Origin of the sequence: Lacipirellula sp. (assembly GCF_965279485.1) — a bacterium.
Lineage (GTDB): Bacteria > Planctomycetota > Planctomycetia > Pirellulales > Lacipirellulaceae > Lacipirellula.
The window spans coordinates 1,546,377-1,571,723 of sequence record NZ_CBDIIC010000002.1; the positions used below are offsets into that span (position 1 = coordinate 1,546,377).

The 25,347-nt window shown below is 58.8% G+C and carries 25 protein-coding genes; 8 read left to right on the forward strand and 17 right to left on the reverse strand.

The genetic code is table 11. The annotated features are described in order from the left end of the window. The first annotated feature begins 69 nt into the window (after positions 1–69). Positions 70–969, forward strand: a complete 900-nt coding sequence (locus tag ACQY7R_RS13875; protein ID WP_428306185.1) for a family 2A encapsulin nanocompartment shell protein — start codon at positions 70–72, stop codon at positions 967–969. Between the two features lie 384 nt (positions 970–1,353). Here the strand turns inward: ACQY7R_RS13875 and ACQY7R_RS13880 are convergent, their stop codons facing one another. The 4 genes from ACQY7R_RS13880 to ACQY7R_RS13895 form a co-directional block, all read right to left on the reverse strand. Further along, positions 1,354–2,028, reverse strand: a complete 675-nt coding sequence (locus ACQY7R_RS13880; RefSeq protein WP_428306186.1) for a Crp/Fnr family transcriptional regulator — start codon at positions 2,026–2,028, stop codon at positions 1,354–1,356. A 67-nt stretch (positions 2,029–2,095) separates the two neighbouring features. After that, a complete protein-coding gene (locus ACQY7R_RS13885; RefSeq protein ID WP_428306187.1) occupies positions 2,096–3,031 on the reverse strand; it encodes a DUF4142 domain-containing protein in 936 nt (311 codons plus the stop codon). A gap of 658 nt (positions 3,032–3,689) precedes the next feature. Next, positions 3,690–3,938: a helix-turn-helix domain-containing protein gene (locus ACQY7R_RS13890; RefSeq protein ID WP_428306188.1), complete on the reverse strand. Its 249-nt coding sequence runs from the start codon at positions 3,936–3,938 to the stop codon at positions 3,690–3,692. 467 nt (positions 3,939–4,405) lie between these two features. Beyond that, a complete protein-coding gene (locus tag ACQY7R_RS13895) occupies positions 4,406–5,251 on the reverse strand; it encodes an SDR family NAD(P)-dependent oxidoreductase (protein WP_428306189.1) in 846 nt (281 codons plus the stop codon). 277 nt (positions 5,252–5,528) lie between these two features. Between ACQY7R_RS13895 and ACQY7R_RS13900 the strand changes: the two genes are divergently transcribed. Continuing rightward, positions 5,529–5,864 carry a hypothetical protein gene (locus tag ACQY7R_RS13900; RefSeq protein ID WP_428306190.1) on the forward strand — a complete coding sequence of 112 codons (336 nt, stop codon included), beginning with the start codon at positions 5,529–5,531 and terminating at the stop codon, positions 5,862–5,864. Between the two features lie 70 nt (positions 5,865–5,934). After that, complete coding sequence (locus tag ACQY7R_RS13905) at positions 5,935–6,426, forward strand: DUF421 domain-containing protein (protein WP_428306191.1); 492 nt, start codon at positions 5,935–5,937, stop codon at positions 6,424–6,426. 598 nt (positions 6,427–7,024) lie between these two features. On the opposite strand, the gene ACQY7R_RS13910 is transcribed toward ACQY7R_RS13905, so the two are convergent. Further along, complete coding sequence (locus ACQY7R_RS13910) at positions 7,025–8,728, reverse strand: TolC family protein (protein ID WP_428306192.1); 1,704 nt, start codon at positions 8,726–8,728, stop codon at positions 7,025–7,027. 606 nt (positions 8,729–9,334) lie between these two features. On the opposite strand from ACQY7R_RS13910, the gene ACQY7R_RS13915 reads away from it, so the two are divergent. Next, a complete protein-coding gene (locus tag ACQY7R_RS13915; protein ID WP_428306193.1) occupies positions 9,335–10,009 on the forward strand; it encodes an RNA polymerase sigma factor in 675 nt (224 codons plus the stop codon). Between the two features lie 613 nt (positions 10,010–10,622). Here ACQY7R_RS13915 and ACQY7R_RS13920 read toward each other — a convergent pair. Continuing rightward, positions 10,623–10,808, reverse strand: coding sequence for a hypothetical protein (locus ACQY7R_RS13920; RefSeq protein WP_428306194.1), 186 nt, complete (start codon positions 10,806–10,808; stop codon positions 10,623–10,625). 1,169 nt (positions 10,809–11,977) lie between these two features. Here ACQY7R_RS13920 and ACQY7R_RS13925 point away from each other — a divergent pair. The 3 genes from ACQY7R_RS13925 to ACQY7R_RS13935 all read left to right on the forward strand — a co-directional run bounded on the left by ACQY7R_RS13925 (position 11,978) and on the right by ACQY7R_RS13935 (position 13,839). Continuing rightward, positions 11,978–12,337: a rhodanese-like domain-containing protein gene (locus ACQY7R_RS13925; protein WP_428306195.1), complete on the forward strand. Its 360-nt coding sequence runs from the start codon at positions 11,978–11,980 to the stop codon at positions 12,335–12,337. 729 nt (positions 12,338–13,066) lie between these two features. Next, complete coding sequence (locus ACQY7R_RS13930; RefSeq protein ID WP_428306196.1) at positions 13,067–13,468, forward strand: hypothetical protein; 402 nt, start codon at positions 13,067–13,069, stop codon at positions 13,466–13,468. A 41-nt stretch (positions 13,469–13,509) separates the two neighbouring features. Beyond that, complete coding sequence (locus ACQY7R_RS13935; RefSeq protein WP_428306197.1) at positions 13,510–13,839, forward strand: hypothetical protein; 330 nt, start codon at positions 13,510–13,512, stop codon at positions 13,837–13,839. Positions 13,840–14,198: 359 nt separating this feature from the next. Here ACQY7R_RS13935 and ACQY7R_RS13940 read toward each other — a convergent pair whose 3' ends face one another. The 7 genes from ACQY7R_RS13940 to ACQY7R_RS13970 form a co-directional block, all read right to left on the reverse strand. Then, the gene (locus ACQY7R_RS13940) at positions 14,199–14,522 is read right to left on the reverse strand and encodes a hypothetical protein (protein ID WP_428306198.1); all 324 of its coding nucleotides are present in this window, start codon (positions 14,520–14,522) and stop codon (positions 14,199–14,201) included. 6 nt (positions 14,523–14,528) lie between these two features. Beyond that, positions 14,529–14,918, reverse strand: coding sequence for a hypothetical protein (locus tag ACQY7R_RS13945; RefSeq protein WP_428306199.1), 390 nt, complete (start codon positions 14,916–14,918; stop codon positions 14,529–14,531). Positions 14,919–15,369: 451 nt separating this feature from the next. Then, positions 15,370–15,684: a hypothetical protein gene (locus ACQY7R_RS13950; protein WP_428306200.1), complete on the reverse strand. Its 315-nt coding sequence runs from the start codon at positions 15,682–15,684 to the stop codon at positions 15,370–15,372. A gap of 344 nt (positions 15,685–16,028) precedes the next feature. After that, positions 16,029–16,256: a hypothetical protein gene (locus ACQY7R_RS13955; RefSeq protein ID WP_428306201.1), complete on the reverse strand. Its 228-nt coding sequence runs from the start codon at positions 16,254–16,256 to the stop codon at positions 16,029–16,031. Positions 16,257–16,826: 570 nt separating this feature from the next. Next, positions 16,827–17,075 carry a hypothetical protein gene (locus ACQY7R_RS13960; protein ID WP_428306202.1) on the reverse strand — a complete coding sequence of 83 codons (249 nt, stop codon included), beginning with the start codon at positions 17,073–17,075 and terminating at the stop codon, positions 16,827–16,829. A 145-nt stretch (positions 17,076–17,220) separates the two neighbouring features. Next, positions 17,221–17,361, reverse strand: a complete 141-nt coding sequence (locus tag ACQY7R_RS13965) for a hypothetical protein (protein ID WP_428306203.1) — start codon at positions 17,359–17,361, stop codon at positions 17,221–17,223. 931 nt (positions 17,362–18,292) lie between these two features. Continuing rightward, positions 18,293–18,475, reverse strand: a complete 183-nt coding sequence (locus ACQY7R_RS13970; RefSeq protein ID WP_428306204.1) for a hypothetical protein — start codon at positions 18,473–18,475, stop codon at positions 18,293–18,295. A gap of 651 nt (positions 18,476–19,126) precedes the next feature. Between ACQY7R_RS13970 and ACQY7R_RS13975 the strand changes: the two genes are divergently transcribed. Continuing rightward, on the forward strand, positions 19,127–19,564 hold the full coding sequence (locus ACQY7R_RS13975) for a hypothetical protein (RefSeq protein WP_428306205.1): 438 nt from the start codon (positions 19,127–19,129) through the stop codon (positions 19,562–19,564). 568 nt (positions 19,565–20,132) lie between these two features. Here the strand turns inward: ACQY7R_RS13975 and ACQY7R_RS13980 are convergent. From ACQY7R_RS13980 to ACQY7R_RS13995, 4 genes are all read right to left on the reverse strand, one after another. Beyond that, positions 20,133–21,917 carry a DUF4091 domain-containing protein gene (locus ACQY7R_RS13980; RefSeq protein ID WP_428306206.1) on the reverse strand — a complete coding sequence of 595 codons (1,785 nt, stop codon included), beginning with the start codon at positions 21,915–21,917 and terminating at the stop codon, positions 20,133–20,135. 53 nt (positions 21,918–21,970) lie between these two features. Beyond that, on the reverse strand, positions 21,971–24,079 hold the full coding sequence (locus ACQY7R_RS13985; protein WP_428306207.1) for a hypothetical protein: 2,109 nt from the start codon (positions 24,077–24,079) through the stop codon (positions 21,971–21,973). A 96-nt stretch (positions 24,080–24,175) separates the two neighbouring features. Next, positions 24,176–24,850, reverse strand: coding sequence for an RraA family protein (locus ACQY7R_RS13990; protein WP_428306208.1), 675 nt, complete (start codon positions 24,848–24,850; stop codon positions 24,176–24,178). Between the two features lie 53 nt (positions 24,851–24,903). Continuing rightward, on the reverse strand, positions 24,904–25,299 hold the full coding sequence (locus ACQY7R_RS13995) for a RidA family protein (RefSeq protein WP_428306209.1): 396 nt from the start codon (positions 25,297–25,299) through the stop codon (positions 24,904–24,906). Positions 25,300–25,347 lie beyond the last annotated feature (48 nt).

Genomic DNA, 25,347 nt, shown 5'->3' on the forward strand with positions numbered 1-25,347 from the left:
CGACCTGCTATCCTGCCCACCTGCGTACAGCCACGGCGAATACATTCTCACAGCGGAGCGATGGTCGATATGTCTGCTCCGCAATTGGCTCTGGACGATCAAGCAGCGAGAGTTCTCGCCAATGCGACGAAGACCAGAGCTCAGCTTTCGAACATCACGCCCCGTTGGTTCAGTAAGCTTTTCCCTTGGGTTCCGGTCGAGTCGGGCATTTACCGCGTCAATAAAGTCCGCGATGCCTCTCGCGTCACCGTCGCCTGTTCGCAGCGCACTCAGCATGATCTTCCAGAAACCTTCGTAGATTACGCGGAGCGTCCGCCGGAGCACTTACTTAGCGCTGTCACGACCACCGTCGGCGTTAGTTCCCGGGTGTCGGCTCTGTATAACGGCGCGCATGACCAGCTTGGCGAGCAGCTGCGATTAGTCACCGAGATATTAAAGGAACGTCGAGAAGATGAAATTCTCAACAACGCTGAGTTTGGACTACTTGCGAATGCAGCTCCATCCCAGCGAATCGTGGCATCGGGTCCGCCGACGCCGGATGATTTAGATCGCCTCATTAGTCTCGTCTGGAAGGAACCGAGCTTTTTCGTCGCGCACCCAAGGACGATCGCGGCCTTTGGACGGGAATGCACTCGGCGGAGAATCACGCTTCAGACAACGCCTCTCTTCAGCGGCAGATTCCTCACCTGGCGTGGGATCCCGCTCATACCCTCGAACAAGCTGGCGACAGTTAGAGACAAGTCCAGCATTGTGTTGATGAGATTCGGCGAAGAGCGACAAGGCATCGTCGGGCTTTATCAGCCCAACCTTCCGGACGAGCGTGGGCGAGGGCTCTCAGTCCGTTTTATGGAGATCAATCGTAAGGCGATTGCGTCTTATCTTCTAACGCTCTACTGCTCGGCAGCGATTCTGACGGAAGACGCGATCGGTGTTCTGGAGGACGCTGATCTAACGGCTTACGAAGCGTGACGAGCCATTAGCTCACGCGCGCGGGACGGCGAGCCACACCACGCGCTCGTCCTTCATTTGGAACTGCACCAGCTTCACGCCAATGTACTCCCCGTTGTGAATGATACGGCAATCGGGGCTCTCTCTGAAGAATCGTTCAACTTCTCGATCATCTTCAGAATGCAATTTTACGCTAATCGAAACGCTCAGTTCATCGACTCGAATCGCTGAATCGCATGAAAGACGCAAGACCGGACGAGGCATATCGAGCTGATGACGAAGACGTCACTCGCGAGGACCGTGGTGCAATTAACAGTCGGCAAGATTAGTCGTCGCGCTTTTAGCTGTCTGTACGTTAGCGTACCGACAAATCGGAGCTTCTGGGGTTTTCCAGCGATTCGGAAGCTAATCTTCATTAGCGGCAATTCGGACGTAGCATTCGCATGCCATTCTCGCCAACGCGGAACGGTCGAGGATGGATATCACTCCTCGACCACCTCGAACCACCCCCGCATCGTGAAGCGGGCGGATGACTTCGGACACGCTTGCCCGTCTCACGCCCAACATCATCGCCAAGAATTCGTGCGTCAGCTTCAGATCGTTCGAGTCGACTCTGTCTCGGGCCATCAACAACCAGCGACAGCACCGTTGCTCAATCGAATGCATCACATTGCAAGCGCTGTTCTGCATTGATTGCACGCGCAGCGCATACTCAGCTTCCAACCCTGTGGCCCGAATCGCGCTATCCGTAGACGCTGCCTTTAAAAATCGGGCCGCAGTCGTTTTGAAGCCGGTCCCCGCCACTTGCACGAATGCGCGAAAGGGGATGCTCTCTGCACCCAATAGCAGAAAAGAGCCGACTATACTTTCCCTGCCGATCGTTTCTACCTCCACCATTGAGCCGTCGTGAAACACCTCAACGACTGAGATCACGCCGCAGTCGGGAAAGTAAACCCATTCTGGCGGCTGGCCTGCTTCGTAGATTCTCTGATCCACGACGAACTCGGTAGGAGTAAGTTGCAGGGCCTCGCGGGAGCTCGCGTCCAATTTGGCCAACGGGGCATTCTGAGAATTTGACATCGAAGCTCCTAAGAAAAAGAGCGGCGGAAGCCAAAGCTGCCGCCGCTCTTCATTCACGTTTCGGAAACTAGCGAGTCGCCGGCGCCGGCCGTTGCGTCGTACGGCTCGTGGCGTTTTGCGCATCGAGAGCTTTCATAATCTCTTTCGCTTGCTCTAAATGATGAGTCGCCATCTTCTCTCCCTCCGAGATGACGGCTTGAAGCTGCGGATTGGCGTAGCTTTTCGTTCCACGCAGCTCAGCCAGCATCGCGACGTGGGCGCCGATCTGCTGTCCGATGTAGCACTTGTCAAACTCAGCGCCCTGCTTGCCTTCCATTTCTTGCTTGGTGAGTTGTAGGCACTGCTGCTTGACGGCTTTCGCCATCTCGAGCTCGTGGGAAGGCTGGGCGGGCTGAGTTTGGCCAGCCGCCTGGGCCGGCTTCTGCGCCTGAGCGCTGCCATGCTGAGTATCGCCCAAAGCGACGCCAGCGACTTGAGGCACAGCCTGCTGCAATTTGGCGACTGCCGCCTGATGTTGCTCAATCATGTGAGCAGCGAATTTCTTGACCTCGGGATGCTCAGCACGTTGCTGCGCGATCTCTGCCAGGGCGAGTTCTTCCTGATTGCCGAGGACGAGGCATGCAGCAATCTTCTCGCTGAGGTCCCCTGCGGCGAGTACGCCATTAGCTGGCCCCCTCGTCGCTGCCACATTCCGTGGCGCCGCGCTGAAAGCAGCTGGCTGAGATCCCGGCACTCCAGCGTCGTTAATTCCGGATTGGTGGGCTTCCGGCTTTCCGGTGGTGGCATCGATTGCCGATTGCGCGCTTGCGCATGCTGCTAGCGATGCGAAAACCGCTACTGCGGTGGTAAACGCTATTACGTTTTTAAATCGACACATACTAAAAGTCTCCAGTGCAAGAAATATGCTTCTGAAAGATTGCATCCACGAGAAGATCTGCGTGATCAGGTGCAAACGAAGCAAGGACTGGTTAACCGTGCAATGAACATGCCGAGGGCAAAGCATTCTATCGGGAGTGCTCGCGTTCGACCGCTAACGGGGCCGCCGCCCCGCACTGGTTCGTTTAAGTCGCTCCGCGCGATCGCGCTGAGATCATGCGGGCGTGCTTGGCTTCAGAGGCCTGGAGAGATGCGGTGCGACAAATTGTCGCTGTCGCAGCTGCGAGCAGAGTAGGTTCTGCAAGTTCACGCAGTCGGACCCTCACTGAGGTATTCCGCAATTGGCGTCGGAGAAAAACCAGCTGGCGTCTTCTTTGGAAAGATGGACGCCAGCTGGCGGCAAAGGCGCCCTGCGTAGGGCATCCGATAGATCCCAAGGACTGCGCCCGCCACTGGCGACCGCTGCAGACCGGCCTACGAAAAACCTGCAGCGGCCTGCCAGCGGATGCAAAGATGTCAGCTCGAAGTGCGGGCGGCTACACGAAAGCGCTCGTCAGTATGCACATAGCCCCACAGTTGTCACTGCGACAATATGTCGCTGCGGAAATAAAAGACGCCGGCGGCCGTTGCCAGGCAGGATGCGGATCAGGGAGCAACGACCCGCCGGCGAGGCGGGATTAAAGAGCGGACGCCCAAATCCACCCGTAGCCCAAGCGGAGCAATCGAGAAAAATTCGCTTTGTACTTCAGACTCGATCTTCAGTGAACTAACTCAGGGGCGCTTGCTCATCGCAAGGTAGCACCTTCGACGTCGTCAGGCGATTGATCGGGGAAACTGGCATCATCCGAAGCTTTGAGTTTTCGCTGGATCGTCCGCACCGAAACTCCCAACTGATGCGCGGCGTGCGTGCGATTCCCGCGGCTAGAGAGCAGTGCATTGAAGATGCCCGCGCGTTCCAGTGCGCTCAGCGTGACTCCACCAAACCCAGCACTCGCCAACGTGGCGGCTATCTGCTCGATAGAAGGCACACTCATCAAACGACCCTCCGTCAGAGAAGGTGCCGTCAGACCATCTGGCAACAGATTCTGTGATTGAAGTCCCGACTCTTGTTGGGCGCGACGGTCTCAGTAGATCAGAGGCACGGCGAAATGGCAGGACAATCTGGCATTTTATAGCATATCGCCCCCGAGCGAGGGGTGATCTCGTCGCGATCACAAGGGCGTCGTTCGCACCCTACCCACCCACGTCCCTACCTAGCGGGCGTGGCCGTGGGCGGCTTCTCGCTAGAGCCTTCTCCCCGCGCCGGATTGCCGCTGACAAACTTGTTGCACCCGCCGTTGCCCGTAACTCTCAGTAAGAATGGCTGAAGGCTTTCTTCGATGCAGTATCCGGCGGTCAAATTCTCAACGGGAGCCTGCGGCTCCAATTGCCACCATTTGCATTCGACGCACATTCCCCAGTGAGAATCTTGATTGCTCGCGACCATGATATTCCTGCTTTGTCAGAGTGATCTTGATGGACGAATTAGCTCATTGCTGCAGGCACTGCTATGCGGCCCGCGTCTCTCCGCCGAGGACGGTGAGTATTTCACCGCTGATGTAACTGGAATCGGCCTCTGAAGCGAAGAAGACAAATGCAGGCGACACCTCTTCCGGCTGGCCCGGCCGCTGCATCGGCTGTCGGCGCCATGCTCGGCGACGTCCGACGCCGGCTTCGAATCAGGCTGCAGCGGCGTCCAGATCGGCCCTGGCGATACGCAGTTGATCCGAATTTTTCGCTTGGCGAGATTCTGCGCCAGTGACTTGGTGAAGGCGTGGATCGCACCTTTTGTCGTAGCGTAGTCGATTAGCGTCTTGTGGCCCTCAAGCCCGGTAATCGAGCCGCAGTTGATGATCGCGCTTCCCGGCTTCAGGTGCGGTAGCGCCGCCTTTGCCATATAGAAGTAGCCGTAAATGTTCACCTTGAACGTGTGATCCCAATCCGACTCGCTCACATCCTCGAACTTCTCTCGCGTCTCCTGATAAGCCGCGTTGTTCACAAGGATGTTCAACTTGCCGAATTTCTTGACGGTCTTATCCACCGCACCGCGGCAGAACGATGACTCGGAAACGTCCCCGGGGAGTAGGAGCACATCGCGACCTTCGCCGCGAATCGCTTCGGCCGCCTCTTCAGCGTCAGACTGTTCGGTCGGGAGGTAAACAATGGCGACATTGGCTCCTTCCCGAGCAAAGAGGACTGCCACCGATCGGCCAATACCCGAGTCGCCGCCAGTGATGATCGCGACTTTGCCGGCCAGCTTCCCCGACCCCTTGTAGTTGGGCGCCATGTACTGCGGCCGAGGCGTCATCTTTGAATCCAGCCCTGGTTTGGGCTGGGATTGGTCCGGGAGCGGCGCCTTGGGTTTGGCCCCAGTCTGGTCATTTGCGGGTCGCGACGCGTTCATTTGGACGACTCCGTGTACGGTTGGAGCGTTAGGTTATCTGGCGGACCGCAATCGCCGTACCTCTTCAATCGAGAGGGTACGGGGCGTCCGGAGCTGAGAAGATGGCGATGAAGGTCTAAGGCGATTGAGCGGGCATAGCAATTGCCTCTAGCTCCCGTGCACCCCAACAGGCGACGTACCAATGCGCATTCGACTGGAAACCAAACAGACTATCGCCGTCGACGAAGCTGAGTGGCGAATGGTTTGGTCAGGAAACTCTTCCGCCGCAACGGGCGGGTTCTACAGCATTTGGACGGCAGGCATCATGCAAGATCGTCGCGGTCGGTCGCTGATCTATGTCGTACAAGATGCGAACGGCGGACATTCCGAAGCAGTTGGCGAACTCGGCCGTCCCCGTGCGGAAGATATCGCGCCAATTTTGCGCCGCCTCTGCGAGCGAGCTAGTCTCGACGACTTTCCTGAGTCGTGGGAGATGCCAGCAATCAAGGCGACTGCGACTGCGAAAGCGGTGGGGTAATGGTTCTTCGGACCGCGGGTTTAGTCGCCGTGCACCCGCATCGCATGCTCTCAAAAAATGAACTGCAGCCGTGAACCTAGATAATCTTTTCGCTGTGCACACGTCTTTGCTTGAGCTAGCGATTCGCGGCTCAGTGATGCATCTGCTGCTCCTAGCCGCCTTAAGGGTTTTGGTGCGGCGTCACGTCGGTTCAATGAGCCTGATGGATTTACTTCTCATGGTTCTCATTGCCGACGCGGCCCAGAACGCGATGGCGACTGATTACCGCTCGATCACTGAGGGCGTCGTTCTATGCGGAACGTTGATTGGCTGGAACTATTTCCTTGATTGGCTCGCTTACCGTTCGCCGTTTGTGCAACGACTGCTGGAACCCGCTCCCCTGCCGGTCGTCCGCGATGGAAAATTTCTACGACGCAACATGCGGCAGGAGTTCATCACAGAGGACGAACTGCGAGGTCAATTGCGTGAAAAGGGTGTCGACTCGATTGATGACGCCCAACTTGTATGTATCGAGTCAGACGGTGGCATAAGCGTTCGACTTCGTGGACAGCGCGCACGGTGAGTTTCGGGCCTGAGGCGCCTAGCGCTAGGTCCGTGGCGATGCAATCGTCGGGGCAAATCATCCGGAAAGTCGCACCCAAGGTGTGTAGGCACGGCACTTGCAATTAGGCGTTTATCCGCACCGCAAAGAGGGATCGCCATGGATATGCCGCGTCGGGCGCCAGGCCGCCCGCATCTAAATACGCACGCCTAAGATGCCCTTACTCTCCGCGATTGGCGCGAAGCTCAAGCGAGAGGAATCACCCGGCGCGAGTTCGCTGAGAAGCGGGCAATGAGTCGGGATGACCTGGAGAGAGTGATCCAGCGGGCAACAAAGCGGCAGTCTAAGCACCAGGCTTAGAATTGATATGTCGCCAGAGTGAGCGCGGCACCCATTCGCTCACATACTACCTACCGCGAGATGCAACTATCAAAAACGGGCGGCACCGCCACGCGAGGGATGAAGTCACGTGACGGCGCCGACCGAATGGTAGCAGGCCAATAAGACAGGCGAGGAAACCATCTCAAATGAATCATGCGCGGTCAAGACCGATTCACAGTAGAACTGGCACTAGACAGTACCAGCTACTTCGGGCCTAGTACGGCCCACTCTAAGACCGTCATTCGAGATTCAATGGCAGGCCCGCATATGCAGGATTCACAATGACTGGCGTCCTCGGCTCAACGGAAGCGACGGGCGCCGATGGGTTCAGCAATTGAATGCCGGAAGCCGGCGGCAACTCTTCGCCAGGAGCCGTCGGAATCGGTGGCGCGACTTCTTCTTGCTTGAGCTCAATCGGTTGCTCCAGAATGAGCTCGGGCTGTCGCAGCGGCGTCGGTAGCGCGGCGATACCAGTGCTAGGCGCAGTGCCGCCGCCGAGGGCCTGATACGCCGAGACGATCGCGGAGAGTTGCTCCCGCTTCGCGTCGATCAACTTCATTCGGCTATCCATCAGATCACGCTGCGAGAACAAGACGTCCATGTATTCGACGCGACCGCTCTGAAATAGCTTGGTGGCGTTGTCGACGGAAGCTTCGAGCGACGCCAGTTGTTCCTTCTTGACGTCAATGCTTTTGCTGTAGTTCTCGACTTTGGAAAGGCTGTTAATCACTTCTCTGAAAGCGTCGAGGACCGTCTGCTGGTAGTCGTACACAGCTTGCAGCTGCTTGGCGTTCGCCGTGAGATAGACGGCCTGCACTCCCTTTCGGTTTATTAATGGCGCAACTAGATCACCGCCCGCGTTGTAGATCAACGATTCCGGGCTATTGAAAAGATATCGTGTGTTGAACGCTTCGTACCCGACGCCTGCCCGCAGGTTGAGCGACGGGTAGAACCGCGCCCGCGCGACGCGCACGTCGAGCCCGGCCGCTTGCAGTTCACGCTCAGCCTGACGGATGTCGGCGCGATTTTGAAGCAACTGAGCTGGGAAACCGACGCTTAGCTGTTGCAATTGCAAGTCTAAGAACTTGGATCCGTCGCGTTCAACATATTGTGGGAACCGCCCCAGTAGGAAGTTGATACGGTTTTCGACTTCAATAATGTCCTGCTTTACAATGAGCTTTTGGCTCTGATTCTTCCTGACCTCTGCGAGGAATCGCTGCACGCCGAGTTCAGTGTCGCGGCCCGCCTCTTTCATGTTTCGCGACATGTCGAGGCTTTGCTGCTGGATGGCAATCGTTCCATCAAGCACCACCATCCGATTGTCGAGAGCCATGAGATGGTAGTAGTTCTTCGACACGTCCGCGACTAAGCGCGTGATCATGTACTGCTGGCCGTCTTGAGTGCCTAGGTAACGGAGCGTCGCGGCATCCCTTGCGTTGCGTAGTCTTCTCCAAATGTCGATTTCCCAGCTGGCCTCCGCTCCGAGCATGAAGTTGGGAAGCGGTTCCGGAAAGTCTTTTCCAGGGAACGGTTGCAGTTGGTCTTCGACTGCCCCTTCAGGAGTGAAGCGGCTCGGCTTCTCCAGGTCAGCGCTCGCTCTGAGACCAACGAATGGCAAGTAGGAGCCGCGCCACGCCAGCACCTCGAAGTTTGCGATTTGAATGTTCTGGTTAATGATCTTCAGTTCTTGGTTGCCCGCAATCGCCTGGTCAATCAAGGTGCCCAGCGCGGGATCGTTGAAGAATTCGTGCCACCCGATCTGCGACGAACTCCCCTGCGTCCCGACGCCATTAAAATCGCAAGGCAGTGGGGCCGCCCGATCAGCTTTCCGGAGGCCGGGAATGCCGCAGCCAGCCGCCGCTAGCATCGCACCAACGCCGATGGCCGTCGTCCATTTTCGCCGGCGTTTGCTGCCGCTCGGGATACTTGCGAAGCGGCTCATCGGTTTAGCCTTTGTGAGAATCGACTGCATCACGCTACGCCGGCTGGAGTTGCCAGCGGCGTCCCGCACGAAATGCCGCACAGTCCGTACAGTCGTCACAATCGGACTTTAGTCGCTAGAACTACTGCTAAAGCGCGATAACCCCCTCTCTAGAGTTAGCAGGCTGATGGCACTTCGTCGGCTCTACTTCGCCGAAGCCGCAGTCATGGCAGCTAGTGCGGCACTTTGCCGCGGCGAGAGTACCTTACGCCTTTGACAGCTTGTCGCCGTCGCGTTGCTGGGGTGGTGGCGTTGTGGGCGTATGGAGAAGCCTCACTGCAACTGTTTCGCGAACCACAGTTGCGGTGCCAGTTGCGCACTGCGGCTTCAGAGCGGAGCCCTTTAACGCACTAGTAGATTTCCTACCGACGCCGCTTGCCGCGTGGACTGGCCGAATCCAAGCAATTGCGAACGAGCTGTTCGCAAGTTGATCGGCGGCATGACATTCGCACCGAGATGGCATCAACGGTCGTCTAGTCTTCCCCCGGCGGCGTCGCCGACCCGCGAGCGCGGTCGAACTGCGAGACGAACGCAAGGGGAACTTCTCGACTGAGTAGGCAGACCGCGATGCAGAGGCTTTCGTCCCCCAGTGAATGCAGTCGCAGTACTATCGAAAAGGATCAGACAGATCGCGAATTCTTAGGGCGCGAACTGCTGGAGCGAATCCACGGCGGGGATAGGGTCGCATTCCGGGAGCTGTTCACGCTCTACGCGCCGCAGCTCTTGGCGGTTTGCCACCGCATTTTGAAGTGCGCGAGCGACGCCGAGGATGTCGTGGCCGAGGTGTTCACGGAGTTGTGGCTACGGCGCGACCGATTCGACAGTCAACGGGGAAGTTCTCGCGGCTACCTTCTTCAGCTTGCCCGATGCCGCGCTATTGATGCTCTGCGAGCTCGCTCCAATCGTCCAGAAGTGAAGTCTCGCTCCATCGATCCCACCTCTTACGAGAAGCTAATTGCGAGTGATCTCGACTCCGGTGTGCGCATGCTGGAAGTTGAATCTCGCCACCAAGTCATTCAAGCGATGGCATCGTTGAGTGATCTGACTCGGGGCGTTTTAGAGCTGTCGTACTACGTGGGCCTTTCCCACTCCCAGATTGCCGAACGGCTGACGCTTCCGCTGGGAACGGTGAAAACGCACTGCCGAAAAGGACTTCTCCAGCTGCGCGTCGCGATCCACGACCCACGGCGCAAATTGGCCATCGCTGCCCCTCCGGTTAAGCCGAGTGAATGTCACCCGTAGTGACAGGGCGTCGTTGCCAACCGTCCGGGCACCTTTTCTATTCCGCCAGCGCAGTGCTGGCGCATTCACCGTTTGAGTATTTCAGACCCATTTTATTGCAAATCGGCGATAGTATATTGCGACCATTCCGTCGCTTGCCTCTCACTAGTGGAGTTAGCCACGACCAGCCGGAATCTCCCCGCCCTTTATCTACTCTTCGTCGCCACAGTGTTCACCTTTGGTGGACGATGCCCACGCTCGTGGGCGGAAGCATTTCGGTTACCAAATAACGTCTTCGTGCCAGTCCCATGGCAGTTGGATTAGCGGCCGTAAGGGCGGTTGGCGTGAAACCGAGTCGGATTCCGCCCGAATGACTCACTGAGGCCCAGGCCGCGTCCTGATGTCGATCACTATTTTGATCGCTCTCTGAGCCTTCCCGAGGGCGTATCGCTGGCACGTCTCGCGGATAACTTCGAGAGCCTCCAGTGAAATCCCGTCTGCGGCTGCTGGGTTTGTGATGATCCGCTTAGCTTGCGCTAGCAAATCGCGATCATCGGCCGTGTCGCAGAGCACGTTGCGCCCGGTAATTTGAATCTGGAGCGGGCGTTCATCAGGGCGGGGTGATCGCATAGCGTCAATCAACTTTTTCGGCGTTCCAAACGAGCGTTGCTGTGTCTTGTACCGGCCAATTGAGCACAGTACGACCGTCTGATTCGTAGCGTTCCACTTCGACCGCTATCGGCGCGGCATTCTTTCGGGCGTCAGCGTAGAACCACACCTCGCCGATCTGCCAAGCGAATACATTCGGCAAGCGCGTCATTCGATCTTCTCACTGCGGCGATGCTCGATTTCCTCGACAGCCTTAACAGCTTCGGAATCGACCGCTGCGGTCTTCTTCAGTTCAGCGAACAGCGTTTCGCCGTCCGAGTTCAGGAATGTGTCCCCCGGGACTTCAGACGTTGGCGAACTTCGTTGAGGACGCGGTGAGTGTCGGCCATGGTCGGGCCTCGCTGGTTGATTTAGAGACGAGCAGGCGGAAAAGGGTGCAAGCGGCGCGCCCCTTGCACCGTCGTCTCGCAGCGCAGAAACCCATGCCCCGGGGGTGGAACTATGAAATTACTAACAGCACTCACGTGCGCCACGCTTATAGCCTTTGTTTCGAGCGAATTTGCAGAGGCTCAGACTGTGAGCAGCGTCGGTCCGCGAGGCAGCCTCCGCTCGCGACTTCCCTTCAGTGGTCCTGCAAACGCCAGCGCTGGCCAAATGCAAGCCAGCCCCGGTATGCGAGCAGCGAGCGGGACGTCGAGCTGGGGCGGCAACTACGCTGGATGGGCGGGCAACGTTTACCCGGGGATGGGAACTTCCATCGCTCAAAGCTATCAGCGTGGTAGAGGGTTGATGGTTCCCATTCAACGCCCCAATGTCAGGGGAGTTGGTGCCAGCACGTTTAATCCCGCAAATCCAAATGTTCAACAGGGCGGGAACCAGAGTGCGATTCGGAGCGAAGGCGGGTACGCCAATGAAAGCGAGTGGTTAGACTACGAACCGGCGCCCCAGACTGCCTATCCAGCCGGAGGCGCACAAGGGGCAGGAACGTCCCTCTCGAGCAACACGTCGAATGCATCCAATTTGCCGGCGCCCACGGCAGCGACCGTCCCGGGAGCGAATCAAGAGGTTCCAACGAGCAGCGGTCCCGCTCCTAACGTCCCTGGCGAGACAATGCAAAGTCAGCAGTCGCAATGGCGGTTCTATCTGGCGCCGAGTAGTGGCCAGACATCGCAGGCCTCAAGCTCCAATGCTCCCGCTGCGGGCCAGCAGCCCAGCGGTGTCTCCGAAGCGGCGGCCGGTGGGCCGATCAAATACTAAGCCGCACTCAACGGCGGTATTTGAGCGCAGCTGTCACGAGATGCAGTGAAACCCGTTAAACCTTCAGCGCCCGTTTCCAATGAGCTTGGAGGTGAACCAGCCTTATCGACGAGGAGACCGACGATGCCACACGGGCCACGATTCGAAAAGTTGGCGGCAGAAGTCCAGGAAACCATCCAGGAAGTCTCAGCGGCCGAAGCCGGTGAAATCGTCGCCGACGGCGGGCTGTTAATCGACGTCCGCGAGGCCGACGAGTTCGAGATGGAACACGCCGCCGGCGCCAAGCACCTCTCGCGCGGCGTACTTGAGATTAGGATCGAGGAGGTCAAGCCGGAAGTTAAACGGCCGATCGTCTGCTACTGCGGTGGGGGTAAACGATCCGCGCTGGCAGCCGAGAGTCTGGAGCGGATGGGCTATGAGAATGTTTCGTCGCTGGCTGGGGGCTCAAAGGCGTGGAAGGCGGCGGGACAAGCGGTGGAATAGCCTCGGGTGGTTATTTGCCTCGAGCTTCGCACAGTGAACCCAAATTTAGAACGAGTGTCTGACTTCAACTGCAGCGTGCCTTCTGCGCATCGCTCTTCTGCGACTTCGATGAAACGCTAGAGATCGTGAACCGACAGACAGCAGCAAATCAACCATAGTTGCCCGCAACTGTGGTGAATTCGACTCGATAGGACGCTCATTGGTTGCAAACGGCCGGTCGACGGTTTGTGCGAACGAGCGCATGATTACTGGCAATCGGGTGTCGCTGTCGGGTTCGAAACCGGCGGTGCAAGCGACCCGCAGCGACCGACCCTCCCATTCTTCCGGTCGGTCGTCGCGCGTCGGGTTTCCAGCAGGATGTATTCCGATGCTCGTGCTAAACAGCCAGGGTGGCATCATCTGGGACGTGATTCAACGAGATACGGAGTAACTCCAACGTGCTCGCGATCCGGCGGTCGCGACCTGCAAACTCATCAAGCGACTCTTCGAGGGGATTTATGAGAGGGGGCCAGACGGGGCTGCCTCTCCGATCGGCGCACTCCTGGACCCGAATAGCTCTCGAAACGATCTCCATCAGCCACTGCGCGACATCCGCCATTTGCTCGAGCCCGTGCAGTCCGCGTACTGCACCTCAGACAAAGTTCGAGGATAGGGGGAACAGCGCGTCCCCACGGTGCTATCGAAGTTCGAGAACAAATCGGCGCACGATGCAGCCCAGAGCATTCAAGGGTGTTCAGCGCGTACTTCGAGGCCCAAGCGATCGATTGCCTCACGTTTCAGCAATACGGCCAACTACGAGCAAACAGTCCTCACTCCTGGCAGCTTGACGCGACTGATGCGATCGTCGATTCGCGATGGGAGTCGATTAAGGAAAAGCTTCTTCCGGTAGTGGAATTTGAGGTCGATCTGCTCATCGCGGCGATTGAGAACGAATCGCGGAACGCGATAGAACGATGCCGAGTAGGGGTGCTGGGATTCTCTCAAGATGAGGCAGGAATTACGAGGTCGGTAAGTGCCGGCGATGTAAAGGCAATCCCCAAAGAATTTCAGTCTCGAATAGTGACGAAAAGCGAGGCCGCGCGATTTATTAATGGCGTGGCTCCTACAATTGCTTCGGAGTTCATTGAGTAAGCAATCGCTTCTAACGCGATCACGCCCCATATAGTGGGGACATGCATTCTTCAGCGCTGGGCGCCATCCTCGCCGTTCTGTTGATGTTCCCCTTCGCGGGACTTACGGCCCTGCTCTATCGCTTCCCTGTGCCCATAGTTGGAATGGTGGATGGTTGGGACGGGGTTGGCGCGGCGATGTTCGGTCTTACCATCTACGCGATGCTAGGGTGGATCTTGGCGCCCATCGCACTGGGCGCGATTGGGGGATCGATCGCCCAGCGACTCGCGCCAAATCGCATCGTTAGTTTCACAGTGGCTTTCGCAGCTCTATCCGCGTTCACCTGCACCATCACGCTCGCGACGATCGACAAGATCATCGGACCGTGGTGACCAAGTTTGCGGCCGGGGAGCGGGGGCGGTAGAGTGGCGTGACTGCTCCTCAACTCTTTCGAGGCTCACAATGAACCGACGCGCGGCGGGTGTTTCCTTCTGTGCATTCTCGCTAATTGCGTTTCTTTCGAGGTACGCACTCGCAATCTGGTATCGAGGAAACCACCCCGGCCAGTGGGGGCCGGAAGATTTCGCTCGGAACCTGGGGTATGTCAGTCTCGGCCCATGGTTCATTGCGGCTGGGTGCCTCGCCGCCGGGATAGCGTTCTTGGCGATCTCAGAGAAAGACCCTTGAGCTCACGCCGCCTCCGCCGCCCGCGGGGATTGAGCATGTATGGACGGCGGTAGTACATCGCGTTCTAGAACGTGTACTCAGGTGGCGGAGGGTCGATCTCAGCTTCCGGAAACAGCTCTCGCAGTCGCGCTGTTTCCGTTGTTTTGTTCTCGCCAGGTGCAACGTAGATCGAATGAATCATCCGATCTCCCAATAGATCTCGTAGCCAGCCCACCTTTGTGGGGTCTGGCGAGTTAGGTCCGGGAAGCGGCAGAGATACGACGAACGTGTGGCGGCCTGCGTCCATCGCTTGGACTCGGCGGAATACGAAGCTGTACTTCGCGGCTACCGCCGCCACGATCGCCGTGACGACTAGTGCTGCGCGGAGGGTGAAGCGGGGGCGGGGCATGGGGGGTTAGTCGCGATGACTCAGTCGACCGCTCAAAACTGCCGCGACGCCTACGGCTCCGATGGCGACCGCAACGCCCCAATTACTGGCAGCAATCAGCACGCCTACCAGAGCAGCCAGCGTCAGTGGCAACAGTTCCTCAATTGGCTCCCTCTGCGCCGCACGAATCAGAACCATCGCACCAGCCGCGACAGAAATCAATGCACCGAATGCGCGCTGCGTCCAATTGAGCGCGAACTCAAGTTCAACCGAGTCAATCGGAACATTGACGTTCAAACTGACTAAGGCGAACACCCCCAAGGTAACGATCGCTGTTTGGAAAAGAGCTCGCACTGGCCGCTCCGCAGAAGAGTTAGAAGGTTTGCCCACTTTCGCCTCAGAACGTTTGTTTTGCAAGCAACGATTTCCAATAATTCAAAAGCGCCTCTGCCGATTGATCAGCCTGGGTGATAATCTCGGCGTCGTGTCGATTCTCTACCCGTTTGGAGTGTTTGTCGTGGATTACTGGTTGGAGAAGGCGCGTGGCGAGTTCAGAGCCTGGCTGCAGTTAGCTCGCAGAAGTCGCTGGCAAGACGCCGTTTGGTGCGGCGCCGTAAGAGTCGAGAGCGAAGAGGCGGTCGACCTCTTTTTGAAGCGGCGGCCTCAGCACATCCAGCTTCGAATGCAGCTGATTGTTGGAGCTCATGGACCGTATTCGCTCGGCAGGCCGTTACTGGAGCGAGAGAGGGACGCCGATGCGGCTTGATCCCGCAAAATTGCGCGGTCGTGATAAATCGAAGCTCGCATTGCCACTCTCGCGCTATGGAAGACGCTGGCCCGACATCGAGCCGCGAAACGCGGAAGGCTGCTAGCAGGCGACGTAGGGGCTGCGCGCGGACCCGTGGTTATTCCTCTTCGTCGCTAACGTCGACGATGCCATCGTGCCCTTTAGCCTGCCGTGCCGATTGGCGATCACTTCCCGAACGACGTGCTGCGCCTCACCGAGGGCGTACAGCTGGCAGGCATTTAGGACCTGGTTGAGCATATCGAGCGACAAGTTTTCCGCGGCCTCGCGCCGCTCAATGACCGCCTTCGCATGAAGCAGAATCGCGCAGTCGCTGTCCGAATCGCAGTCTACAGTTCTCCCTGAGATATCGATCTGACGTGATTTATCGGTCGTCATTTGCTGCACTTCTGATATTTAAATTGACAGTCGGCCCAGCCACAGTAGCTCTCGCTCAAGAGCATCCTGGACTGGCCCGACCATCGGTCGCCCCAGAGGCACCAACCCGCGGGGCGACTACGTAGCGTCGATCGTTCCAATTCCTGACAGGTTCTCCACCGCGGTGCTCCGATCGAGCGCCGGAGAAATCAAGTGGGCCATTTCATCGGCGAGTTGGGTTGCGAATCCAACCACATGCAGTGCGGCTAGATGCCGCCCTGTAGATGCGAGCAAATGGGAGACGGATTGCAAATCGTCTTGAAGTCGCCTATGAATCACGATCGGATCTTCCAGCACTGTCGTGTTCACAGAGTTACGCTCTGCTTCGCATCGCTGTCGGAGTCGCACAGCAGCGTGATATGGCATCCATCAGGGGTGTAGTTGAACTCCACCTCATCCAGAATCCCGACAGGCGCTCCAGCCGTCGTCGACGCAATCACGCGGGCGCCAGCCGGAGGGATAGGCGGGCACTCGGCATACTTCAGAGGCTCGAAAGTTTCGTCATCGATTTCGATGTGAAGGACGTATTGCATTGGACTGATTGTGAGTGAGTCGGGTCGAAAACGCTCACATCTTCTCGGGTTTTGCTCGGCAGGTGGTAAAAGGCTGGCAGCGGCGGGACGGCTTGTTCCTCCGGTGCATCTAACGTGCCGACATCTATCGAAAAAATTCATTACTCAGGCATTCTCACCCGTTGCCTAGTGATGAATGAAGCGATAGGGCCGCAAGGTTCCACGCCACCGCCCGACTAACTGGGGCTTCAAGCTGGCAAACTAACTGATGCGGGAGATCGACGAGCGCGAGCCGATCGACCTCGGCGATTGCTGCCCTGCGACTGTGGAGCGAGTGGCCGCTGACGCTCCTCGCGTTCGCGTGAAGCGGGATGCGATCCCGTTTCGGGCCAAGCGGCGATAGCGGGCGGCGCGAGTCGACGCCGCGCCAGAGGGGCAGCTCCGGCACGGCTGTCGACTTCGCGAAGTCGGTGGGCGGCATTCTTGCGAAGGAACAGCCTCCCACAACTGAATAGTCGCGGTATCGGCTGCAATCCGACGCGCAATGTTGAAAATTTCAGAGCGACCCGCCGGGGCAGGCGGCGGGTTATTTCACTGCGATTGACCTTCGATCGTGGCGAGTTCAGCCGAGACTGCGGCGTACTCCGCCCGGGCGGTCCGCCAGTCCACAGTGAACTGCAAGTAGGTTCGAAAAAAGAAACGCCGCTCCGCGTTGTTGCGCGATTTCCGATGCCCCAAGCACGATCTCTCAGCACCCAAACTAGCAGACTTCACCATCGCCAGCGCGACGCGTTTTGCAATCCGAAGATCGACGCAGTGGGCCATCTCGGTCGTGGTCATGACCGAAATGTAGGAGTGACATTCTTCCCCGACTAGATTGATATGCCACCACCAGCGGCAACCCCCGGACTACCGCGGCTAGCCGCTGAGCCATCGGGCCTGACTGCAGACCAACCGGGACCGAAATACCGACGAAGTCGCGTCGCTATTTACTGCGATCCAGCGGGCTCTCGCCAGCTTCGGCCGCTTCTCGCTGGACGTTCTCCGCTGCCAACAGTTCCGCCGGATCCTCTGTGGGATGGAAATCAGACCCGGTCGGCTCAGCTTCGCATTCGTCGAGTGGCATAGCGTGATCCTGCTACGAGAGACACCAGCCGCCGACGACTTTGGAGAGCGCAATCATCGCCAGCGACTGGTGTTGGTGGTGGCGTCAGTCAGCGAGATCTGGCGAGAGTAGCCAGCCAAAATGCCGTGCAATCATCTCAAAAGTCGCTGAGGGGCAGAGAGGGTCTGCGACGGAAAAGATCAGCTGAGCGAATCGACTTTGAATGCAAAACTCGTGGCCCAGATATTCGAAGATGAGGTAAGTCGCTGACTTGTCACCGCATCCTGAAGTGAGGCTGACATAGCTCGCACCCTCTAGCGCCGTGAGATGACATTTAATCGCCGTCCAGGTCCTCGAGAAAGGAAGCTCAGCGAAATGCCGTGTGTCATTGCAAACCCGTTCTTCGTCGAAGTAGCACATCCCTCGGATATGACCACCACTGCGCGACCAAAGCGAGAGCAATCGACCGAATCCGAATGGATTTCGCGCTTGCTGCCCCCCATGTGGGGCAACATTACAAACTCGTCCGGCTTGAGGACGTTCAGCGTGCGCGCCGAGCGGCCGGGGCGTCGCCTGCTGAACGAAGGATCGAGCGTGACGATCTCGACGAGCAGCTGGCGACGCTGGCCATTAGGATGGATAAGAAGCCGACCGCCGCCGACCGAGGAAGGGCAGCTTGCTCGAATCGACGAGCAGTCAGCGAACGAAAGCACCGGCAGCCAATGCAATCGATGAGCCGTTCTTAGTTAGAAGTTCGAAAGGCAATTTCCCCCTAACCCTTTGGAGACCCACCAATCGCGACGGGCAATAAAAAAGCACGGCAACCCAGGGGAAAGGCTGAAACACCCCGGGTTACCGTGCTAAGTGCAAACACGGCCGCCGCGACGATCCGACAAACAGGGAGCGGACCGCCGCGGCTAAGCCGCATTCAACGAGTATTGCTAACGGGCGATTAGTGCGCCGGCGCCGGCGGGTGCTCGCCGGTGGTCTCGACCGTCTTTTCAGTGGTGGTGGTCGTTGTGCCTTCTGGAGTTGAAGTCGTCGTCTCAGTCTTGGTCGACGCTTCCTTCGAGCAGCCGGTCAAAGCGAGACTTCCAAGACCTGCAACAACAACGAGCGATAGGAGCCACTTCATTTATCAGCCTTTCAATCGAGAGTGTTTTGCGGGCAGGTTGCCCGAGGAACTCTACCACTCGCTGGGTGCGAGTCTCCGCAATTCGCGCGAGAACTGTCGACAAATTAGTCGCCGATAGTCCTTGCGATTAGGCTGGGCAAGATGGACTGATGAGTCTGCTGTGGCGGCGAGATCTACGCCAGTAGCTGCGAACACTAACTTGCTTCGGAGAGCGCGTAGTGTCCAAGGAGGATTCGGATAGCAGCCGAAGACCACGCCCCTCGCCGCATGTGAGTCTGGGCCATGGCGCCCATTCGACCAGCGTGGCACGCCGAAGCGGACCACGGCCTGTGCTGCGCTGCAGCTAGCAAAGCCCATAACGCAATTTCGTCGGAGCGAATGCTCGGCACAGAAATCGCATCCGAACGGCTGCGCCTACTAGACACCCGAATCACCGGGCCGAATGGATGGGACCGCTATGGCGATCGAAAACAAAAGCACGCACGGGTCGGCGTCGTGCTCTAAGTGCGGTGCAATCTATCACCTAAAATCGGTTCCGGCTCACTACCCCGACCGCCAAACGCTGACATGTCGCCGCTGCCAAGCGATAGTCTTCACCGCCTCGTCAGTTGAGTCCTACTGGATTGAGCCTCGCGTCGAGGACCTCGACCGATGAACTGGCTTCGATATGCCATCGCGCTTGTCTGCTACGCGACGAGCGCCGGATGCTTGGTTCTGTGGGGCAGGAGCTACTGGTACTTTGAAACTTGGTCTCGACTCTCAAGTACAGGCGTACTCCTCAGGATGGAAGACTGCATTGGATTCGGGCGGATAAGTCTCTACGACCTCCCAGGCTTCGATCCAGGTTGGGGATACCACTCGTCGGCTGCATTTGACTCTTCCGCGTATTTTAATATCGACACGGAAGGTGCGTTTGGCCTCCACCAAATCCCGGCGGCGGAGATGCATTTCCCTCTCTGGTATCCCGCTCTAGTCTTCGCCCTTGCAGCCGTCGCGGCGATTCGCTTCGGCAAACGCTTCACGCTTCGCTCGGCGATCGCAGCCACGACGGTTGTAGCTGGGCTGTTGGGGATCGTGGTGGCTTTTTGAGCGGACTTCCTCTCCCACCCACCTCGGCTTCGGCTGAGTCGATACTAGCGATCGTGAAAAGTGCAACTGATCTGGTGCCCTCGCAACGAGTGGTAACCCAGCCGCTGCACCGCCGGATGCTCAGTCTAGGGCGATCCTGACGGTTCTCCGAAGGAGTCGACAAACGGGTGACTATTTGACCGGTGGTAGTTGGCCCAATCGCTCAGTTCAAAACGCAAGCGGCTTCTCAAGGGCCATCTTGGCGCCATATCTGCCACTCTTAAAATAAGTTGATTGGCGGCTCGGCCTGATTTAGAAAGTTTCGAGCGAATCAGCTCGCCTAGCTTTAGTTGGGGACAGACTCTCACAGGATTGCTTTCGGCCTAGTTGATGAAACAACCACGCCGAGAACAATTCAGTTGAACGTGAAGAATCAGATTATCGCTCCGTTTCGCGAAAATCCACGCCTCAAAGTGATCCGAGTGACGAAGTGGAGCTACAGATGAAGGTGACGCCGTGCTCGGGCCCAGCGAATCTCACCGAGCCGTTTTAAGCAGTTCTGGCTTAGCTTGAGCGAGCTTTCTCAGAATCATCTGCGTGTGGGGGCTAGGCGAGTTAGGACATCTGCGATCGACGCATCGAGCCAAGCCTCTTGCTTGGGAAAGATTTCGTAAGACTTGAGCTGCGCCAGCAGCGAGTCGTCAGGATCAATGCCAGCCGTTTGGAGCATCGCATAGTCTTGCAGCGACTCGGCGAAGACTTCCCAGCGGATCGAATCAATCGGCCCATTGTCGCCAGGGTAGACCACGAAAGCGTCTCCGTGGGGCATCCCTGGCCATGCACCAGTGGCGGCATCGAGGAACGGGTTGATGGGAGTCCCGGTGCAGAACACGAACCAGTAGTTGTGCCCCCAGTGGAGGAACCCTTGAGCCTTAAGCTTGTAGAACAGCCAACCCGCCATTCGGAGCTTTGGAAGCGGCGTATCGTGGAATCGCTGCAGGTACCGGCCGCGCGGGCCGCAGCAGAAGTAGACCCAGGCCGGACAACCCGCTTCGACGAAATGGTGCGCGGTGACGATGCTGGGAATTGGCATGTCGGTGATCCGCTCCGTCGCGAATAGGGGTTCGCTCAGCGCATCCATTACCTTCATCCAAGGGGCCAACTCGCGGAGCAGCGCCCGCGCTTGGCGATAGTCGGTTACTTGCACGTGCCCGTCCGGCTCGTCCGCACAGTGGAAGAGCGAGCAATCAAGCACGCCTTCCTCTTCCAGCACTTGCTTGAACTGCGGAATGAATTGCTCAAGGAAGCTGCGGTACTCTTTCGACGTCGCGCTTGTTTCCGGCGGCCAGAGTAACTTGCCGATGGTACCCCAACGCTCGTAGATCCGTTGCGGATGCTTGCCGCTCGTCGGCGCCGGCGTGAAGAAGTGCGTCCACTCGAGATACTCGGCATTGTTCTTCTTGGCCAGTTTGATCCAGCGCCGCACATCGCTGAAGTCAAATTCGTACTCATGTTCGTCGACGCGGCGAACTTTTAGCAGCTGGGCGGGACGCTCCAGCAGTTCGTGCCGCGCGTTGAAGATCGGCGAATAGACGACGTTGAGGTTGTGAGCAGTGAGATCGGCGACGTAGGCGTCTGCCAGTTCCCAAAACCGTTCGCTGAAGGGCTCGGTCTTGTAGTACTCCCAGATCGAATCGGCCGAGATCCAGTGGGTGACCGGGAAGTCTTTGCGCTTTTCGAGAACAAGCGGGCGGACGTCGACGCTGACTGGCAGTTCGACCGACTGCGGCGGCACGCCCATCCACTGCGGGAAACGAAATTCGTCTTCGATGGTGAGCTTGGCGACGAGCTTGTTGGCGCCGACTTGTGCATCGGGCGGGATGTGTAGCGTGATCCAGAAAGCGCCGTTGGACGAGGGGCCGATGTGGGCCGTCTCTTCCGGGAACAGCGGATCAGGGGCCAAGCCAGGGAGCTGGCCGACGCCATCGAGCTCGTCGACCGGAATGTCGGTGTCGAGCTGCGCGATCGGGACATAGCCGACGCGGCGGACGCGGACGCTCCAACCTTCTGGCGCCTCGACGGCGGCGCGGACGCGGATGCTGCAATCGCGCAGATTGCGGAATGCGAGCTGGAACGACAACTGGGCGTTGCGGGCCGAGGTGAGATGGAGTTCGGCAGCGCTGCCGGGCTCGGTATTCGGGAAGATCCGCTTGAGCGAGGTTTCGGTCCAGAACTTTACTCCCTCTTTTTCGAGCGGCGCACCAGCGCGGTCTGCCGAAGCGGCGGCCAGCGCGATGGCGGCGGGAGCGGCGGCGGAAACGCCCACGGCTGCGGTTCCGGCGGCCAGCGTTCTGAGCATGTCGCGACGTTGCATGTCGATTCTCCGAGGTGGATAGCGAGTGGATTGATTGTAGGCGAGTTGCGAGTTCAGCGACTTCGACCACGGTGTCGTCGCGGCGCCACGCAAGCTGCAGCTGCCGCTAGGAGTAACAATGAGGTTGGTTCGGGGACGCTCGCTGTCGCAGCGGGCGTTGCGGTATTGAACTGCCGCTGCCAGACGAGGAAGTCGGCGCCGTCGGTAACGCCGTCGCCGTTGGCGTCGGCCAGCTCGTCTACGCCGAAGCTTTCGCGCCAGCGAGCGAGATCGAGGTCATCGACGCGGCCGTCGCGATTGAAATCCGCCGACTGCGGAGCGACGTACGAGGCGGCAATGTGGGCTTCGGCGACCGGCGTCGTGAACATCGCGTATTCGATGCCCTTGATGTCCTCAACGACCCAATCAATGGGCGAGCCATCCATCAAGATCGATGTCAGCCGATCGCCCGACCAGTCGAGCGGCAGCATCAGCGTCAGGTCGAAGCCCGCGGCGCCGGCGATGTAGTCGAATTCCAAGCTGCCGGGGGCGTAGGCGACATTGGCGAACTGTGATTCGTTGCGCGCGAGGTTGAAGTCGAGCAGCTTCTCCGCGGACCACATCGGAATGTCGCGCTCCTGGCAGTATTGCCAGATCGCGTTGGCCCATTCGTGCGTGATGTCGGCGCCGTAGTAGCGGACCGGATGGATGTTGTTGACGAAGGCGGAGTAGTAACCCTCGCGCTCAGCCGTTTCGAACATCGTGGTCATGATGTTGACGGCTTGCTCGCCTGTCATGCCGAAGTTGCCAAACCACTCGTCGGTCCACTGCGTGGCGGCTTGATAGATGCCGAGCATCTGGCCTTCCTCGTCGATAAACCGTTGGGCCAACCCGCTGCCGGTGAAATACCCGTTGGTAGTGACGGAATCGAACAGGTTGCCGTTGAGATAGTGATAGTAGTTTGTGTCGAGCTGCGTACCACGGTTGGCCTCGATGCGGGCCATGTCGACCCAGCCGGTCCAATCGATCGTATGGCTACGCGCCGTGCGGGCGGTGTGTCCGAACTTGTTCTCAAGCGCCGAGACGACGCGGTCGTAGGCGTACGTCATGTGGGGAGCGGCGCCAGCCCCGTCGATGCCGTCGGCGTACATGTGGACGCCGACTTCGTGGCCGGCCGCGCGCCATGCCGCTTCCTGAGCGGCCGTCGTGTTGGCCACGCCGATATCGCGGAGGTAGACGCTGAACGTCCCGCCGTAACTCGCCGCGTCGTCCAGCACCTGATTGAACTGGGCGCCGTAGTTGTCCTCGCCGTCGCCCGTATTCACCAACAGCGTCTTGTGATTCCCGGGTAGGTACCACATGCGCGGCAGCGGCGCCGAATTGGCGTCGATGAGGACGTTGGCGAGGAATCGCTGCAGTTCATCGGCGTGCGGAATCGCCATGCGGTCGATGTCGTAGTAGGTCCGTCCGTCGGTCCGCGTGAACATGTCGTGCGGCCGAAATTCGGGAACGCCGTCGCCTTCGGTGTTTTTCCACTCAGGATTGCCTTGCCGCGTGAGGACGACGCTTTTGGCGGGATCGAAGCTGAAGGCAATCGCTTGGCCTGCGCCGTAGTGGTTCGACGTGACGGCTGGAAAGTTGGATGGCGTTTCGGCGTTCGCGTAGAGCGAGGCGATGGCGGTGGCGCCTTGTAGGTTGTAGTTCGCGGCCACGCCGTGGTATTGAAGGGCGCCCTGCGTCATGCCGGCCCCCGCTCGCTGCGACGGATCGACCGCATAGTACTGCAGCGTCCGCTCCGGACGGTTGCCGGCGAACTCAATTCCGAACACGTCGGAGAGTCCTGTATCCGGGCGAGCGCCGATGAGCGTCCCGCCGCTCGCTACGTAGTTGCGTAGCAGCGTCTGCTCCGTGGGCGACAGCGACATCTCAGCGAGGACGATCGCCTGGTAGTTGCTCAACGGCGATTGGTTCGCCGCTGTGAGCGACGTTCTTTCGCGTTGCTCAAACGTGAGCAAGCCCTCGCCGCGCATGATCTCGGCAAAGTAGTTGCCGAACTTGTTCTGGGCGGCCCCGTCCGTCAGAACCAGCACCGGCGCCGCGGCTTGAACCGTTGCGGCCGCGGACACCGTGAACGCGGCAACGATCGCGAGCAGTCGCTGCAGTGAATGAAGAGCCGTACTCACGGAGGCGTCCTCTACCGATCCCGTCGACGTCGAGCGACTCGGCGCTCGACGTCGTGGTTGAGGGTATGGGCGATCGACCCTGATCGCCCGCGGCGCTTATAGCACGCCGTACTGGTCGAATACTTCGCGCAACGAACGCCCCGCCAGCAAATCGCGACGTGTGAGACTTTCTTTGCCCATTTTGTCGTCAGCCATTGTGAGGACTTGATCTTCAACGTCCCGCGGCACGACGACGACGCCGTCAAAGTCGGCAAACACCAGTTCGCCCGGATGAACCAGCACGTCGCCGCAACGGACTGGCACGTCGTACGCCATGACGCGGCCGCGCCCCTTGCTGTCGAGCGGGCGGATGCCGGCGTAGAAAATCGGGTAACCAATCTCGATGATCTGCAGGCAGTCGCGGATTAGGCCGTCGCAAATGCAACCGGTGGAACCGCTCCGCTTGGCAAGCGTGCTCATCAACTCGCCCCAGGGAGCGTTAGTCCAACTCGCATCGCTGGAGTGAACCGGCACGTCGCCCGGCTTGAGGTCGTCCATCACGTCGATCTCGAGGCCGTACGGATCCTCTTCGATCACGTAGTCGACTTCCATCCAGCGGAAGGTGCGGGCGCGGCCGACGATGATGCAATTCTCCGCGTCGAGCGGGCGGAGGCGGTGATGCATCGCCTGCGAGCGGCGGCCGATGTCGTCGAGGATGTCGCAGACGGCGGGAACGCGGAGGTGCTCGCGAATCCAGGCGAAGCGGGAAGGATCGTCAGTGGGGATGGCCATGGCGGTGTAGCGGTATAGATGATCGAGTTAAACGGGTGGCTGACTGGAAGCGACTAAGCGGTGGTTGCGCCGGCGTAGGCGATGCAGTCGACTTCATACTTCACGAGGTCTCCGAGGCACCCGACTAGCGTCGTCCGCGCGGGAAACGGTTCGGAGAAAAACTCGCGATAAATGCGGTTGTGAGCGTCCCAATCTTCTTGGCGTTGCAAGTAGCAACGGACCTGGACGACGCGATCGAAATCGAGGCCCGCGCCGCGCAGGACGCGGCCGAGGTTTTCGTAGGTGCGGCGGGCTTCGTTCTCGAACTCATCATGGATGATGACGCCGTTCTCATCGGCTGAGGCCATGCCGGAGACGAACACGTAGTCCCCGGCGCGGATACCGGGCGAGAACGGCAGCGAGCTGTTGATGATTCCGCCGCCGCGGATCGGAACGATGTCTTGGGGCATGGTGCTGCGGAGACGTGTGATGGAAACTGTAGTAACGGCCAAACGGAC